This is a genomic window from Methanobrevibacter sp. (assembly GCF_017410345.1).
In the GTDB taxonomy this organism is placed as follows: domain Archaea; phylum Methanobacteriota; class Methanobacteria; order Methanobacteriales; family Methanobacteriaceae; genus Methanobrevibacter.
In genome coordinates this window covers 1-16,197 of the sequence record NZ_JAFQQZ010000012.1, presented here as the reverse complement: position 1 = coordinate 16,197, position 16,197 = coordinate 1, and the positions used below count along the sequence as shown (strand labels likewise).

The 16,197-nt window shown below is 32.6% G+C and carries 16 protein-coding genes; 4 read left to right on the top strand and 12 right to left on the bottom strand.

What is annotated here, in order from left to right:
• Positions 1-172: 172 nt before the first annotated feature.
• From IJE13_RS01345 to IJE13_RS01335, 3 genes are all read right to left on the bottom strand, one after another.
• Positions 173-1,333 (bottom strand): pyridoxal phosphate-dependent aminotransferase, encoded by a 1,161-nt coding sequence (locus tag IJE13_RS01345; RefSeq protein WP_292776158.1) that lies wholly within the window; start codon positions 1,331-1,333, stop codon positions 173-175.
• A 299-nt stretch (positions 1,334-1,632) separates the two neighbouring features.
• Positions 1,633-2,331 (bottom strand): DNA repair and recombination protein RadB, encoded by a 699-nt coding sequence (gene radB, locus IJE13_RS01340; protein ID WP_292776156.1) that lies wholly within the window; start codon positions 2,329-2,331, stop codon positions 1,633-1,635.
• A gap of 168 nt (positions 2,332-2,499) precedes the next feature.
• Positions 2,500-3,123, bottom strand: coding sequence for an L-threonylcarbamoyladenylate synthase (locus tag IJE13_RS01335; RefSeq protein WP_292776154.1), 624 nt, complete (start codon positions 3,121-3,123; stop codon positions 2,500-2,502).
• 121 nt (positions 3,124-3,244) lie between these two features.
• On the opposite strand from IJE13_RS01335, the gene pgsA reads away from it, so the two are divergent.
• The 4 genes from pgsA (at position 3,245) to IJE13_RS01315 (ending at position 5,376) form a co-directional block, all read left to right on the top strand.
• Entirely contained in the window at positions 3,245-3,847 is a 603-nt protein-coding gene (pgsA, locus tag IJE13_RS01330) for an archaetidylinositol phosphate synthase (protein WP_292776152.1), read from the top strand.
• Positions 3,848-3,948: 101 nt separating this feature from the next.
• Positions 3,949-4,191 carry a DUF357 domain-containing protein gene (locus tag IJE13_RS01325; RefSeq protein WP_292776150.1) on the top strand — a complete coding sequence of 81 codons (243 nt, stop codon included), beginning with the start codon at positions 3,949-3,951 and terminating at the stop codon, positions 4,189-4,191.
• A 366-nt stretch (positions 4,192-4,557) separates the two neighbouring features.
• Positions 4,558-4,746, top strand: coding sequence for a hypothetical protein (locus tag IJE13_RS01320; RefSeq protein ID WP_292776149.1), 189 nt, complete (start codon positions 4,558-4,560; stop codon positions 4,744-4,746).
• Between the two features lie 117 nt (positions 4,747-4,863).
• Positions 4,864-5,376 (top strand): GNAT family N-acetyltransferase, encoded by a 513-nt coding sequence (locus IJE13_RS01315; protein WP_292776147.1) that lies wholly within the window; start codon positions 4,864-4,866, stop codon positions 5,374-5,376.
• Between the two features lie 51 nt (positions 5,377-5,427).
• On the opposite strand, the gene IJE13_RS01310 is transcribed toward IJE13_RS01315, so the two are convergent.
• From IJE13_RS01310 to IJE13_RS01270, 9 genes are all read right to left on the bottom strand, one after another.
• Positions 5,428-5,772 carry a zinc ribbon domain-containing protein gene (locus IJE13_RS01310; protein WP_292776145.1) on the bottom strand — a complete coding sequence of 115 codons (345 nt, stop codon included), beginning with the start codon at positions 5,770-5,772 and terminating at the stop codon, positions 5,428-5,430.
• A gap of 176 nt (positions 5,773-5,948) precedes the next feature.
• Positions 5,949-7,049 (bottom strand): fructose-1,6-bisphosphate aldolase/phosphatase, encoded by a 1,101-nt coding sequence (gene fbp, locus IJE13_RS01305; protein ID WP_292776143.1) that lies wholly within the window; start codon positions 7,047-7,049, stop codon positions 5,949-5,951.
• A 321-nt stretch (positions 7,050-7,370) separates the two neighbouring features.
• Complete coding sequence (locus tag IJE13_RS01300; protein ID WP_292776141.1) at positions 7,371-8,510, bottom strand: TMEM175 family protein; 1,140 nt, start codon at positions 8,508-8,510, stop codon at positions 7,371-7,373.
• A 90-nt stretch (positions 8,511-8,600) separates the two neighbouring features.
• Positions 8,601-9,686: an acyltransferase gene (locus tag IJE13_RS01295; protein ID WP_292776139.1), complete on the bottom strand. Its 1,086-nt coding sequence runs from the start codon at positions 9,684-9,686 to the stop codon at positions 8,601-8,603.
• A gap of 46 nt (positions 9,687-9,732) precedes the next feature.
• Positions 9,733-10,881 (bottom strand): tRNA uracil 4-sulfurtransferase ThiI, encoded by a 1,149-nt coding sequence (thiI, locus tag IJE13_RS01290; RefSeq protein WP_292776136.1) that lies wholly within the window; start codon positions 10,879-10,881, stop codon positions 9,733-9,735.
• Between the two features lie 251 nt (positions 10,882-11,132).
• Entirely contained in the window at positions 11,133-13,859 is a 2,727-nt protein-coding gene (gene alaS, locus IJE13_RS01285) for an alanine--tRNA ligase (RefSeq protein WP_292776134.1), read from the bottom strand.
• 226 nt (positions 13,860-14,085) lie between these two features.
• Positions 14,086-14,805, bottom strand: coding sequence for an alpha/beta hydrolase (locus tag IJE13_RS01280; RefSeq protein WP_292776132.1), 720 nt, complete (start codon positions 14,803-14,805; stop codon positions 14,086-14,088).
• Positions 14,806-14,858: 53 nt separating this feature from the next.
• Entirely contained in the window at positions 14,859-15,233 is a 375-nt protein-coding gene (locus IJE13_RS01275) for a zinc ribbon domain-containing protein (RefSeq protein ID WP_292776130.1), read from the bottom strand.
• 99 nt (positions 15,234-15,332) lie between these two features.
• Entirely contained in the window at positions 15,333-16,040 is a 708-nt protein-coding gene (locus IJE13_RS01270) for a zinc ribbon domain-containing protein (RefSeq protein ID WP_292776128.1), read from the bottom strand.
• Positions 16,041-16,197 lie beyond the last annotated feature (157 nt).

The window sequence follows — 16,197 nt, the reverse complement described above, 5'->3', positions numbered from 1 at the left end:
TTTTTTTAATTTTTTTAATTTTTTTAAAAGTTTTATCATATACAAATTATCTTACATGAAATTACATGAAAATTATAAAAAATAGCTTTAAAACTGGTTCAAATAAGAAAATAAGGAAAATAAATAAAAATAAAATTTTTAAAAAAAAGAAAAAATAAACTAAATAATGAAATTATTTAGTTCTTAAGGCTTCAACAGCAAGCACAAATTCACGGGCAAACACCTTGACCTTTTCCGGGTCAATAGAATAGCTTACTCTCAAGTAGTTATGACCGAATGTATTGCTTGTATAGGAACCTTGTCTGGTAAATACCTTTTTATCAATCAAGTAGGAAGACATGTCTTCAGGATCGATTCCTGCACCGGACAAGTCGATTCCCATCATGTTTGCACTAGATGGATAAACTGGCAAGAATACTCCTTCACATTGGTCAACCGCTTCCTTAATAATCTTTTGGTTTTCAAAGGTAGTGTCTCTGACTCTGTCAATCCATTCAGGCTTTGATTTCAATGCAGCAATCGCACCAGCCTGTGCAACCATATTTGTACCTACATCGTTGATGATGATGCTTTTTACAACATCAATGACTTCCTCACATGATACAATGGCTCCTAATCTTAAGCCCGCCATACCGAATATTTTAGAGAAACTGTAACAGGTAATGGTGTGGTCTGGAGCATATTTTGCCGCAAGGGTATGATTGTAGGAAAAGTCTCTGTAAGTTACATCATGAATTAAATAAATATCATTCTCTACAGCAATTTCTGCAAATTCCTTGATTTCCTCTTCAGTGTAGGAACTTCCAAGAGGGTTCAATGGATCAATCAAAAGGATGACTTTTGTGTTCTCATCCATGTTTTCCCTTACAAGCTTAGGGGTTAGCTTATAGTTGTTCTCTTCACTGTAGATCTTGACTTGCCTTACTTCATTTGCAAATCTGCTTGCGAAATTGTCAATAATAAGATATCCTGGATCTGGAGTGATTACATTATCCTCTGGAGACAATACAGCATTCATGGCCAAGTATAAAGATTCGGTTGCACCGGCATTGACATATATCTTCAAGTCTTCCAAGCCCAAATCCTTTAAAATCAATGAGTGTAGTTCTGTAAATCCTTCTGGAGGTGGGTACTTGCAGTATTCGTCACTTCCAATGCAATCAATCATTGCTTGCTTTACTTCATCATTGTGACCAATATGCAATTCATTTGTATTCTGACCCATCCAAATCATTTCTTTATCCATAAAAACAGCTTCAAAAAAGTGGTTTGCAGATTCATAACCATCTGGAATAATCTTAGCTGCTTTTGCATACTTTTTCTTTTGGATCATCTTTTCACAAATCCTATATTCAATTAATAAAATAAACAAAAATTTAGTTAAATAGCCCGTTTTAATAGTTAAATAATTAAACCGATTATGTTTTTAAATAAACATACAACATTATATTATCTATTATAAGTAACATATAAAATTATTTATAAAAACAAGAAAAAATGGCTTAAATAATTGGAAAATGATTAAAAATTAATAAGATAAATAGAAAAAGTAATAAAAAGCTAAAAAAATAGTTAGGAATTGAGATTAATCAATTCCATTAATGAAATAATCACACATACCTTGAGGATTGATCATTCAATACCATTATTGGTAATCAAGAAGTGAACAGCCAATCCTTCCCTTTTAGTCTTATGCCTTTTCAAGATAGCTATTCTTTGATTGGTTCCCTCTTCACGTTTGAGTTCAATGATGATCTTGCTTCTGTATTGGATGATTGTTCCGCCAACAGGAGAGAAGTCCTCCTCGCTTTCCTCATCAAATGATGCATAGATTTGATTGGTAACAATTACAGCAAGGTCATAATTGATGGCAAGAGCGGAAAGCATTTGCATTTGCTTACCTAAAAGATGGGATTTTGAACTGTCATCTTCCACTCTGAACAGTGCCACAGCAGAGTCTAATATTATGAGTTCAACATCTGCACTATTGGAAGATATCCATGATTCGATAAGGCCAAGATCTTCTTCCTGTGCCTTGAATGAAGTTGGCTCGAATACAATGATGTTCTTAGCAACAGTGTCGAAGTCATCTCCTGAAATCTGTCTTATCCTATCAACTGATATTCCACCTTCAGTATCAATGTAAACTACCTTCTTGCCTTTTTTAGCAACACCAATAGCTATATTCAGACAAACATTAGTCTTTCCTACACCTGGAGGACCATAAACTTGAGTGATTGTCCTCTTATCAATTCCTCCATCCAATAATTCATCTAAAGGAGAGTTAGTTGTAATCTTTTCCTGATCGGTCATGTTTGATAATACTTTCATATCTTTCCCTTCATATAATTAAGATAATATTTTTTAAAATTTATAATTAAAATAATAATTTTTAAAATAACTTTTACAATAATTCTTTTCAGTAAACATAATATTTAATTGGATATATTTAAAGTTAATTTTTTTAGCTATTTCAATTAACAGCTTGATGTGAATATTCTAATCAGATTGTAAAAATGAAAAATCCACATCATTGGAATTGAATCCATTCCTGATTAAAGTAGGCTTGGATGAGCTTAAGTCTATAACGGTTGATGGCTTTGCATTATTCAAATCACCTACATCTATAACCAAGTCTATGTCATCACCAATCTGCTTCAGGATATCCTGTGGATTTGACAATGTATCCTCATTGGTTAGATTTGCACTTGTGGTTGTTATTGGAAAGAGGCTCGCAAGTAATCTTGCTATCTTATAATCCGGAATCCTCACCCCAACCTTTGCGCTTGCGCTGACATATGGAGACACTATCTTCTTTTTATTCAAAATGAATGTGAATGGTCCCGGAAGCCATTTTTCAATTATTTCCCTTGAGCTCTTATTCAAATCGGCAATCAGTTCCAGACTTTCCATATTCTCAACCAATACGGACAACGGCTTTGACTGGTCCCTATTTTTTATAGTGTAAATCCTTTCAACGGCATCATTATTGAAAATATTTGCTCCCAATCCATATACGGTATCTGTAGGATAAAGGATGACTCCACCATCTGCCATTATGTCAATGGCTTCACTTATCAAATCCATATCCGGATTCTTAGGATTCATTTTAAATATTTTCATAAACAATACTCCAAAAATAGATTGAATATAATTTAAATCATTGCTTTTTCAACAAAAATTTAGAACTTTACTTAGTATAATCTAATTAAATATATATTAGTAAATCAATATAATTAAAATTATGCTTAATAGTTTACGACCATATCTTACAAAATTTTTAGAACCTTTAGCCAGTCGATTGAATATCAATCCCAATATTGTAACTGTGATCTCCCCATTTCTTGCAATAATATCTGCAGTTTTCTTTGCTAGTGGAAACTTGATTGGCGGAGCATTGTTCATATTGCTTAGCGGATTTTTGGATGTATTGGATGGTGCTGTGGCAAGACGCCATGATAGGGCAAGCCCATTTGGAGCATTCCTGGATTCCACTATGGACCGTTTTGCAGATGCAATCATATTCATTGGAATAATATTTGGAGGATACTGTCACTGGTTTGTAGGAGTTTTAGCCATTCACTCAGCAATAACCGTCAGTTATGTCAGGGCAAGGGCAGAGTCCCAAGGGGTTGATTGCAATATAGGAATAGCTGAACGTGCAGTCAGATTGATTATCATTATGTTAGGTGCAGTGATTGCTGCAATATTCAATTCAAACATTATATTCACATACTTCATTTACATACTTGTGATTCTTTCATACTTCACAGTCGGTCAAAGAATATTGCATGTATGGAAAGAATTGAATGGACCTAAAAGATACAGCCCAAAAAGATTAAGATAAATATCAAGATAAAGATTAAGAAAAAGATTAGAGATTATTGAAAAGAAAAAATAAATAATTTTTCTAAAATAAAAATCTTAAAATTGTTCGAGGATTATAAAATGAAAGATCTTGAAAGTGAAGAGAAAATTGCAATCGATATTGCAAAACTTGAGCGAAATTTGAAACAGGTTGAAGACATAAAGTTCGAAGGTAAAGAGAAGGAAGTTTTTGACAGAGCGATCGATTATTGGAATGATTCAAAATATTACCTGGAGAAAAAAGACACAAGAACCGCTTTTGGTTGCATTGAATATAGCCACGGTTTACTCGATGCACTAAGAATGATTCATGGATTAATTTAATTGAATAATCGATTAATTAAATGATAGTTTTATATCGTAAACTATTAAATAATCAAAGTTTGTATTAAAAATATTTGTCAGATTAGAAAACTCAAAATTTCGATGAAATTTTTGATGATTTTTTAGAAAAAATTGAAAAATTCAAAGCTGAAAAATTTTTAAAATAAAAAAATAAAATTTATTCTTAAATATACAAACTATTTGATATAATAAAAACTAAAAATTTAAATACTTTCATAAATAAATATTTATTCAAGTGATTAAGAACAATTTTTAAAATTTTAAAAATTATAAAATTAAAAATTGAAAATAATATAAACACAAATATGCTAAAAATAAATTTTTTAAAAATGGGAGATGACTATTATGGCAGACATTGATGTAACTGAATTAAGATTTGTTTTGGAAGATTGCAGTGAAGAACAATTAATCGGTATCCTCGAAAGAAATGGTTACACTAATAAAGGTAAAAAAGATGTATTGATTAGAGAAGTTATGATTAAGATTTCTCATGACATTGTCATTCAAGAATTAGAAGACCTTGGTGTCATCTAACCAATCTTTTTTTATATATTACTACTTTTACTTATTTTTATTGAATTTTTTCCTATTTTCTATTTTTCACTATTTTTATCATAAATAATAAATAATTAATTTGATAAAATTCTTTATATGATTCTAGAAACAGAACGACTTATTTTAAGGCCATGGAAAGAGAGTGATGCAGAATGCCTTTATCATTTTGCAAAGAATCCTAAAATCGGACCAATTGCAGGTTGGCCACCACATGAAAACGTTGAAGAAAGCTTGGAAATCATAAAAACCATCTTTTCCAAAAGAGAAACTTATGCAATTACAATGGATGGCAATGCAATAGGCTGTGTCGGTCTCCTGTTCTATCCAGACACCAATCACTACTGGGAAGATGAAGGTGTTGAATTAGGCTATTGGATTGGAGAGGGATATTGGGGTCAAGGACTGGTTGTCGAAGCATGTAAAGCAGTTATAGAACATGGCTTTGAAGATTTGAAAATCAATAAGATCCATGCCAGCTTTAGATATGACAATCACCAATCAAAAAGAGTTTTGGAAAAATTAGGATTCAAATATTATTGTGATATGAAAAATATAGATTATTCAGGAAAGGAAATCCGTGAGATCGCTATGTTTTTAGAAAAAGAGTAAAAAGAGAATATTAAAAAATAAAAAAAGATAAAAGGTTTAAATCATAAATTTCTATGAATTCATAAGCAATATAGAAAGAACCCATATGACTATAGAAAGTATAAGAATGTATTTTCCATGCTTTTTGGCATCCTCTTCTTCACGGGTATACAAATATCCGCCAAAAACAACACCAATTATAGGTATTAAAATGGCACATATATAACCTAAAACCTTAGCAATGGTATGAGAATTTTCTGCAGTTTGTGCAGTGGAACCTACACTTTGATTCAATTGTGCTTCAGAATTTGAATCTTGATTTGCACCAGAATCAACAGATTCAAAATCATATCCGCAATTATGACAGAATTTACTTCCTTCCTTCTTTTCAGCTCCGCAACTTGGACAAAAAGTCATGATTTTTCCTCCAAATAAATTATTTTAAAAAATAACCTTATTAACCTACTTAATTTGTTCTAATATAATAAAACTAATAAAAGTTGAATAAAAAAAATAGTTAAGAGCAATTACTCTCAACTAATGAAAAATATTTTGGTCAAGGTTTTTAGCCGAAGGCTAAAAAGCTTGGCTGTTTATTCGTCATCCATATCTTCGAATCTAGGTTCTAATTTTTCCATTACACCAGGTAATGAAGTGTATTCCATTTCTTCAGATGGTAATCTGTGTGGTTCGAATGGGCCGTGTCTTCTGATGTAGGAAGCAATGTTTGCTGATTGTCTTCTGGTTTCATCAAATGCAGGGTCATCGAATAAGTCTACAGGACCAATCAATTTAGCATCGGTTACTTGGAAACCTAAACCTACAACTCTAGGAGGTCCGTCGAATCTGATTGGGTTAGCTTCTTCTTGGCTGGTTGGCATCATAGGACCATTGTGGGATCCTCTCATCCATCCGCTTACCATGTGTGGGAATGCAAAAGGCTCTACACATTCACCATTAGCAGGGAAACCTGATTGAGCTCTTACAATAGCTACAGGGTCGTCTTTACCTACGTATTCACCAGCTAACATGTTCAATTTGTCAGTACTTACTGCAGCTGCGATTTCACCGTTTTTCTTGAATACTCTTTTGATTACATATCTACCGGTGGAACCGATCAATGCAAGCAAGTCGTACATTTCTTCAGGACAGTCTAAGATAACTTTCTTGTGTTCCATTACATCGAAGACTTCAAAACTGAATCCATCGTGTAAGCTTGGGTCAATTACAAGACCAGCAGTGTTGAATGGGTCTGCAAAGATCTTAAAAATTGGTAAGTTGAATGCACCTGGTTCGGTTTTATCCATACAGTAAACAATTACAGGGTCACTTCCCCTTTCCTTGAATTCCATTTCTGCACAACCTGGACCCATACCTTTTACATTTCCGGAGAAAGTGTCGGTTAATAAGTCTTGACCTGCACCGTATAATTTTAAGTCTCTTGCAATTTCAGTTGCTTGAAGGAAAGCATCATATGCAGTTTTGTGAACTTCTTCATTTAATTCACCGTTTCTGTGGGTCATGATCAAATCGATGTCGTCACCACAACGGGTTATATAATAATCTTCAAGAATACCAGTTTCCAATGCACCGCTTAATACTTCATCACATTTTTCCATTAATGCAGGATGAGATACACAGTGTCCGGAAACACTTCCAATATCCGCTTTGATTACACTAACAGTAGTTTTCATCTTAAAACACCTCTAAGTAAAATTTACTATCAACACACACTTATAGTCAATAGCAGTACATATTTAGCTTTAATTCATAATATAAGAACAATAATTAACTATTATAGCAATTAACTATTAAAAAATAATTATTCATTAATAACTAATCGTTATAATAATTAATTACTTGAATTAATAGCTAATATAAAATAATTAAATTATTAATCAAACTAAATACTTTTAAATAACCTAATGATTTATTAAGTTATTTAATATACATAATTATTTTTGATTTATATTATATATAATAATTATGATTTAAAAAAAAGAGAAAGTGAAAATTCAATACTTTTTATTATAATGAGATATTAACCACAAAGTGATTATTGAAACCAAACAAGCAATCACAATAGCTAAGGGATAAACAAAGTATCCGATTGCCATACCAATTAATACCAATATTATTGTAGACAAATATGGCTTATTGTCTGACAATGCTATTTGCAATGCAATATTTGCCTTATCAGAATTCTTTAAGGAATTTGCCGTAATTATGGATAAGAGAGCTACAATAATAAAATCCAAACCATATAAGAAGCAAGGGAAGAAAGAATCAGCATTCTCAGCAACAAAGGTAGTCAAATAAGGAATCAATGATAAAAAGAACAATGCAACTCCAATTGACCAAATTACCTTATGATCCACTTTATTTACAATATTAAAGAGATTATTGTTATAATTCCAAAAGTTAAAGCAAACAAGGAAACTTACAGCATAGACAATAAAATCCAATTTTATATTAAACAAAGATTCCCATGAGCCATTTGCAACCATTGGAATTTCAAGAACTATTATTGTAATTATAATCGCAATGATTGCATCAATAAATGCTTCAAACCTTTCAGTGCTCCCATTGTCAGACCTTCTAAGCCTTGAAAAGAAAATCCAACAAATAACTGAGATCAAAACACAGATGAAAATTCCAGGAGTATAAACTGTGTTAGTAATCACAAATCCCAAAAGCATGATTGCTATTGGAATGTATTTATAAATACTTTTAAAGTTATCCATGCATAATCCACAGTTATAAGGATTTGCCCTATAAATGGTATAGATTGATAGTATATACAGAATATCTATTGCAATGAAAAGAATTCCAAACATTGATTCAGCTGCTACAGAATTTATATCTAAAGCCACCCATGTCGCAAAATAAGGAAGAAGGCTTATCGCAAATATTTGCATAGCATAGACTGTTAAGACTTTATTATCTATTTCTTCAACAACCTGAAACAGATTATGATTATCATACCATATCACGAAAATAACTAAAAAGCAGATGGCATATATAATGAATCTGGTATTTAACATTAGGAATGCATCTAATGTAGGAGCAATAGGCTGTGTTAGCTTCAATACCAGAACTGTTATGATAATCGCTAAAATTGCATCAAAAAATGTTTCAAATCTGCTTGTATTCATAAATATACCTTTGTACTTTTTAATATATAAATAGAAATTAATTAAAATTAGTAAAAAATATTAAAAAAATAAAAATAGTAAAAAATCGGATTATTTTGCACCTATAAACCTATTGACATACTTGACTTTATTTAAAATATGCATTGTCAACATAGAACTGAATACAATTAAAATGAATAACACTATCATTAAACTGTAAATATCGTAATAAGGCAATATTTTTACATAAATGCATAGGAATAATCCTTGAATCAAATAGATACCATAGCTATATTTTGCTATTAAAGAGACAAAACGTCTGAATAAACTATTCTCATTTTTAATAAATCCCAAATCAAGACCAAATTTATTGAAGTTTTTAAATAATAAAAACACTCCAATCACTTCGAGGGTTATAGGCAATGAATACCTATTTAATGTATGGAATTTAGTGGGAGTTGAGAAATAAGTAACAATACCCATAATAAGCAATGCAGATAAGAATGTCAATGCTAAAGCAAAATAAGGATTATCCAATATTTCCCGTTTGGTATGCCTTAAATAGTATCCTGCCACAACCAAACCAATCGGGCTTACAAAATAGCTTAATTTAATTGGAAACTTGATGTTTAAAGTAAAGTCAAATAAACAGGTTATTAGCCAAAATACCAGGAAATATTCCGCTTCCTTCAAATCAGAATGCTGAAGCCATTTATTAAAGATAGGCATTATCAAGTAAGTGCCTAAAATCATCCAGAAGAACCAATAAGGCAAAAATCCTGGTGATTTTGCCATAAATACACCATAAAAGAAGTTTAATATTGAATTAATATCAAATGAATAAATAAAGTTATATCCAAAATAATAAGATGCAATTACTGCAATAGCTCCAGTAACAATTCCCCAAAATACAAATGGCTCTACAATTCGAGGAATTCGTTTTCCTAAAAACTCTTTGATTGTCCATTCACGTCCAAGAGACAAAGCACCAGCTAACATTAAAAACAGATCCACACCAATTCTAAGGTTATTTCCAGTAAATTGGGAAATCAACCATCGAATAGATGGGCCTGTAGCAAAATCTGCCATTACATGAATTCTTGTAACTGCATAAACATGAACAGCTATAACTGTAAGAATAGCTACTGCTCTCAAAGCATCTAAATAAAATATGCGTTTTGATTTAGTTTTTGCCATGACAAAACCTTAAAACGTTTATATGATTATTTTTTAGGCGATTAAATTAAAATTCAATTGTTTTAAAAGCTTTTTCAAGTTCTTCCTCTTGATTCATTCCCTCTTTAACTTCCTTTACAAATTCCAAATCAGCTTTTGTTTCCGGATATCTTGGAACTGCCTTACAGCCTCCATCATCCCTTTTGGATATTTCAAAAGTTCCAATCTTTTCTGCAATTCTTGTTATCTCAACTTTATCAAGCCCAATAAGTGGAGATAATACCGGAACATCAAGATCTTCACGTGTTGCAAGTATATTTGGAAGTGTTTGGGAAGCCACCTGTCCAAGACTGCTTCCATCAATAACCGCTTCAGCATGCATTTTCTTAGCCAATTTGCCTGCAAGCTTATACATACCGGATTTACATAAGACACAAGTCATATTCTCTGGGGTATTTTCCTTGCAAGAACTTAAATAATCACCATATTTTACTACTCTTCTTTTTATAGGAGCCCCACTTGCATAAAGATTCAATTGGTCTATCAAATCATTGAAGTTCTTAAGTGCCTCTGGGGTTGTATATGGGTCATTATCACAGAATAATGCAATGACTTGACATCCCCTTTTCATCATCAAATAAGTGGCTACAGGAGAGTCTATACCACTTGAAACAAGTGAAACTACTTTTCCTTGAGTTCCAAGAGGCAATCCTCCAGGACCTGGGATTTTCTCATGGAAAATATAGGTGTCATTATCTCTAACTTCAAGATAGATAGTTAGTTCAGGATTTGTTAAATCAACAGGAGAAGAGTATTTGCGCACTACAACTGCACCTGCAAAAGCAGCCATTTCCTGAGATGAAAATTCATGATTTCCCACCCGTCTGCAGCTAATGGCAAATTTAGTGTTCTCATCTAAAAGTCCTTCATCATGAAGTTTTTCTGCATATTTTGATACATCCCTTTCAATATCCTCAAAAGTGGATTTTGTTGTAACAGCTGGAGAATAAGATACAATACCAAATATTCTCTCCAGCTTTTCAATTGCATCATTAAAATCCTTTGGGGAAATATAAATTCTTGCTTGTCTTATTTTAACTTCTGCATCAATTGATGCTCTTATATTATTTGCTAAACGATTTTCAAATCTTCTTCTAACCCCGTCACTTTTTAATGCCAATTCACCATAACGGGCAATAATTAGATCATGATTCATAAAATACCTCAATAATTAAAAATTTCATAAAATAAATGAATAAAGAATAATTTATAAAAATATGATAGGTTAGTCAAAAAAATATTTCTTTTATTATATCTTTATCTTTTTATATATTTAATTTATAGTTTATAAATATAACGATTGTTATAAAATAGGAATAAGAAATTAAACTAAAAAAATTAAAATAAATAAAAAGTGAAAATTAAAAAAATGAATGAATGAAAAATAGAAAAAGAAATGGAAATAAATTAATTATTTCCTAAAAGTTCAATAGCTAAATCTAAAGCTTCGGCCATTTTATCTGCATTTGGACCTGCTCCTTGAGCTAAGTTAGGACGGCCACCACCGCCACCTCCAAGTACAGAAGCTGCTTCCTTGATGATGCCATTTACTTGAATGCCAGAGTCCTTAGTAGCTGCTCCGACTATTTTACCATCGTTATTACCCATAAATACAACATCCACTTTGTTGTTATCAGTAAAGTCAGTAGCAATCTTTTGAAGCTCTTTGATTTCTCCATCAATGATTTCCTTTAAAACTTTCAATCCATTGACTTCAATTGCATTATCAGCTAAAGTAGCAACCTTCAAATTAGCGATTTCCTTTTGTAATTTAGCTATTTCATTCTTTTGAGCCTTCCATTCACTAAAGAATCTGTCACAGGTCTTAGGCAATTGCTCATTGGTTACACTGAATATGCCTGCACTTTCCCTTAGGATCTCCTTATCCGCTTGAATGGAGTCAATAGCTGCAAGTCCTGCTGAGAAATCAATTCTTTCTACACCATCTTGAACCCTTTCAGTCTTATTAATCTTGATTGGACCTACTTCACCTGTTCTGTCAAGGTGAGTACCTGCACAAGCCTGTACATCAATTCCAGGAATCCTTACAACTCTGATTTGGGAACCAGGAACAACTCCCCCTTGGTATAAGGTAAATCCATATTCCTTCTCTGCATCATCACGGCTTAGCCAATTGATATCCAAATCAATGTTCATCATAACATATTCATTAGCCAATTTTTCAATTTCATTAAGCTCTTCTTGTGTGATACGTTTGTAATGGGATAAGTCTATACGGGAGCGAGCAAGACCTTTTTGTGCACCTGCCTGCCAAATGTGTTGGCCTAAAACTTTTCTTGCAGCTGCAATGACCAAGTGAGTACCTGTGTGATGTCTTGCTAAAGTGATTCTTCTGTTCCAATTGATAGCCATATGTACTTCAGTTCCAATATATCCTTTAAGGATATCCAATAAGCTTTCCTTATCGCCATCTTTAGGAACAGCAATGTGATGCAAGACAATATTATTTAGCTTTTCAGCATAAGTGACTTCATAAATTTTGCCATCAATGGACATAATACCTATATCTGATGGCTGACCTCCTCCTTCAGGATAGAAGATTGTTCTATCAAGAATAATATTGACTGTATCTCCTTTTTCAATAACTTCAATGATTTTACCATCTGACTCTTTTTGATAGATATCCTTATAGAAGTCAAGTTCAGTTTCTGGAACATCTAACTCTAAAGTTTCCTTTTTAGCAACCTTATCCTCTTCATGCATATCCGCTACAATTGTAAAGAAGTTATCTGGCACGAATACTTCAAAGTCCTTATCTCCACTTGCCATTTCCTCTACGGTTTCAGGAGGCATACCTTGAGCATCATATAAATCTATTAATGTTTCTAAAGGCATGGAAGTTTTTCCTTCTTTTTTAAGACGTTTAATAGTCCTTTTTACAGTCTTTTTACCTTTTTCAATGGTTTTAGCATACCTTTCCTCTTCAAGGTTGATAATATTCATGATATGATCTTGAGATTCATCGATTTCAGGATAGAATTTTCTTAAGAAATCCAATTGGATTTCCATAACTTCAGACAATGATTCCTCCATCTTCAACTCTTTCATGAAACGAATGGTTCTTCTTAAAACAAGCCTTGCAAGGTAACCTTCCTTTACATTGGATGGAATGATACCGTCAGCCAACATGAATGCCAAACATCTTGTATGGTCTGCAATGATGTAAATAGCTTCCATTGGCTCTGCATTCTTCAAGTATTCCTCAAGGGAAATGTCCAAACTGTCTGCAACTTGCTGACGGAGCTCTCTGATGTCACCGATATCCTCAATGTCCATCATACCTGCAATCTCTGCATTGCGAGCCAAGATGTCTTCGTTAACTTCAACATTGGTGATTTCCTTAAGCTTGTCCACTACAGGAGCAAAACAGGCATCATATGCAGTTGGAGTACCTTGTGAAATCCATGCAATTCTCTCCAATCCATAGCCGGTATCCACCACTTTAATAGGAATCTCTTCCTTGTCACCGTTTTCAAGGGTCTTGTATTGCATGAAAACAAGTGTTGCAAGCTCTACACCACGGCAGCATACCTCATAACAAGGACCTTCATTTCCTCCACCTTTCCACCAGGATTTGATGAAGGTAAGCTCTTCGGTATTGATTCCAATTGACTTGAAGAACTCATGACAGAGACGAATGGTCTCATCTTCCCAGTAGATGAAGTTATCAGGCTTGTTGATTACGGTATGTGAACCCATGGTGAAACAGGTCATGTGCCTACCTGTCCTTCCTACATTGTCCACATCATTAAGACGGATGGATGGCTGTTCAACTTCAAGAGGATTGGCTGGAGGTTCCACCAAACCGGAGGTGATCCATGGTTGGAAGCAAAATATTGAAGCTCCAACTAAAAATACATCATCTCTCCATCTTTTAGCCAAAGTTGGATAACGAGGTATTGGTGTGTGGCCCTCATCTTTTAAGAAGTTCCTAAAAGTTTCTTGAATTTCATATAAATCATATGGCTTGTCTGTAGCAGGATTTCCGATAAATCCATACTCATCACATGGAGCATCACCGCAAGTGTCTCTATCCACTTGAGAGTAAAACTCATTGCCGCATGTTTTACATATTTGTTTTTTATATCCCAAATCTTCGAATATTTTAAGCATAATAATCAGTTTTAATCGTTGTTTTAAAAAATATTTTTTAAGTTAATTTTAAGTAAATTAGCATTAGTATAATAAATAGTTGAATATTTATTTCATAATAAAATTATATATGTATTTTAATCTATTAAATAGTTTGTATAAAAATAGTGGATTGATAAAAAATATTTGAAAAATAAATTAAGAATAAAGAAAAGAAGTTCAGAAAAAAAGATTCCGTAAGGAAATATTAATTAATAAACTCTAGAATCTCATTTTTCGTTTGCTTTCTCTGATTTTCAGCAGAAATGCTTGCTGCCCCATCACCAGATTGATTACCATAGGATCCGAATTGAGCATGATTTCCACCTTCAATCACATATTCAGTTAAATTATAATCCATTAAGCTCTTGGATTCATCATATGTTTCCTTATTCAAAGTCTTATCATTGGAACCGTATATTGACAAAACAGACATGTTTCCCAAGTCATCTGCAGGATAAGCTGCAAGAAGTATTAGGCCATCAAGATCATCTGTATGATTAAGTGAATAGTAGGAAGCCATTACTCCCCCTAAAGAATGACCGCAGATATACCATTTCTGATAATCATAAGCATTGTCATTTACAATCTCATCTGCACTATCCATACCGAAAATAGCTAAATTGTAAGGCATTTCCACTATGAAGCAATCCACTCCATCATCTGCCAGATCCATAAATAATGGAAGGTAGGAAGTGTATTCTATTTTAGCCCCAGGATAAAAGATCAATGCGCTGTCATTGCCAGGACCATCCAAGAGCAACCCATTATCTATTTGGGTAACAGTGACATTTTCATCCCCTTCTAGAAGAGCAGTTGCACTAGGTTCGGCATGATAATAATCATTTACATACCATAAAGCAGATCCTGCAATAACTATGACCAATGCTAAAATAATGCCTAAGGCAATCTTAAGTTTTTTATTCATATTTACTCACTATATCCTAAAAATATCTAAATAAAAACTTTAAAATTCATATTCTAAAATAATCTAAATAAAAACAAAATGGTAAAAATAATTCCAACTATCATAATGGCCAATTGAATATAAGCATGCTTTCTGATATTTGGATCCTTACTATTCAACATGAATCCTGGGAAAAAGAGTCCGATGAATCCTATAAATCCATAGGCACCAAGGAAAAAACTCAGAATGAAGCTTCCCCAACCGAATAGAATAGCTATTATATAACCTATTATAATCAGTTTTTTACTGTCTAAAATTGGAAAATCATCCCTATTCTCCAATTCCTTAGTCAAATCATCAATTGATTCACTTAAAATCAAAGGAGCGCCACAGTCATGGCAAAACTTATAATCATCTGGATTTTCACAACCGCAAACTGGACATTTCATATTTTTCCTCTAAGTTTATCAAATTTATTTAAAAACAAAAATAAATTGATTTAATAATTTTTAAAATACAATAAAAAATGATAAAAAATGGAAAATCAATTAAAATGTTTGTTTTCCACTTCCCTCATTTAAATATACTTCTTGAGTATCTAAGACATTTCCATTATCATCATATAAGGTAATATATGCATCATCAGGATAGTAATCAAATGCACTTGCACTTGCCACTTTCACATAACCGTCATTGCTAACGGTTTTGCTTACGATTTTACCTTGATTCAATGCATAACCGCTATTACTATATAATACGCTGATTTTAACTTTCTCACCAGCATGTTCAGATCCTACATAAACGGTACAATAAGTCTTGTCAGATGATGAACTTCCTGTCGAGAAACTACCTCCTAAAATTTGAGGAGAACTAGCTTGAGCAGTTTGAGCAGTATTTTCAATATTAGAATCATTATTTAAAGAATCGTTAACGTTTAATGATGCTGAATCTGAAAGATCATCAGAAGCGCTGTCACTTGCATTATTATTTGAGAACATCACCAATGCACCTGCTATTAAGAGTGCCGCAATGACAATGGTTAAACAGATAATGATCAAATTCTTATTGTCTGATTTTGAATTGCTTGAATTGTTTATTGAATTATTTGAATTATCATTTACTCTAGCAGACGGGTCAATTCCAGCATTGACATAATTGTCTTTAATCGGACTGTTAGCCATTAATCCATGACCGCATTGTTTGCAGAACTTTGCGGAGTCTGCATTCTCTGCACCACAATTAGGACAAAATACCACAATTACACCTCCCTATTTACTAAGTAATACTTTATTCATATAAGCATATATAGATTTTGAAAAAAGTGTTGAGGATAAAAAAAATAGAATAATTAAAAATTCTTTAAAAATATTTAAAAAAATAAGTTATAGAAGTTAAAAAATAGGATAAATAAAT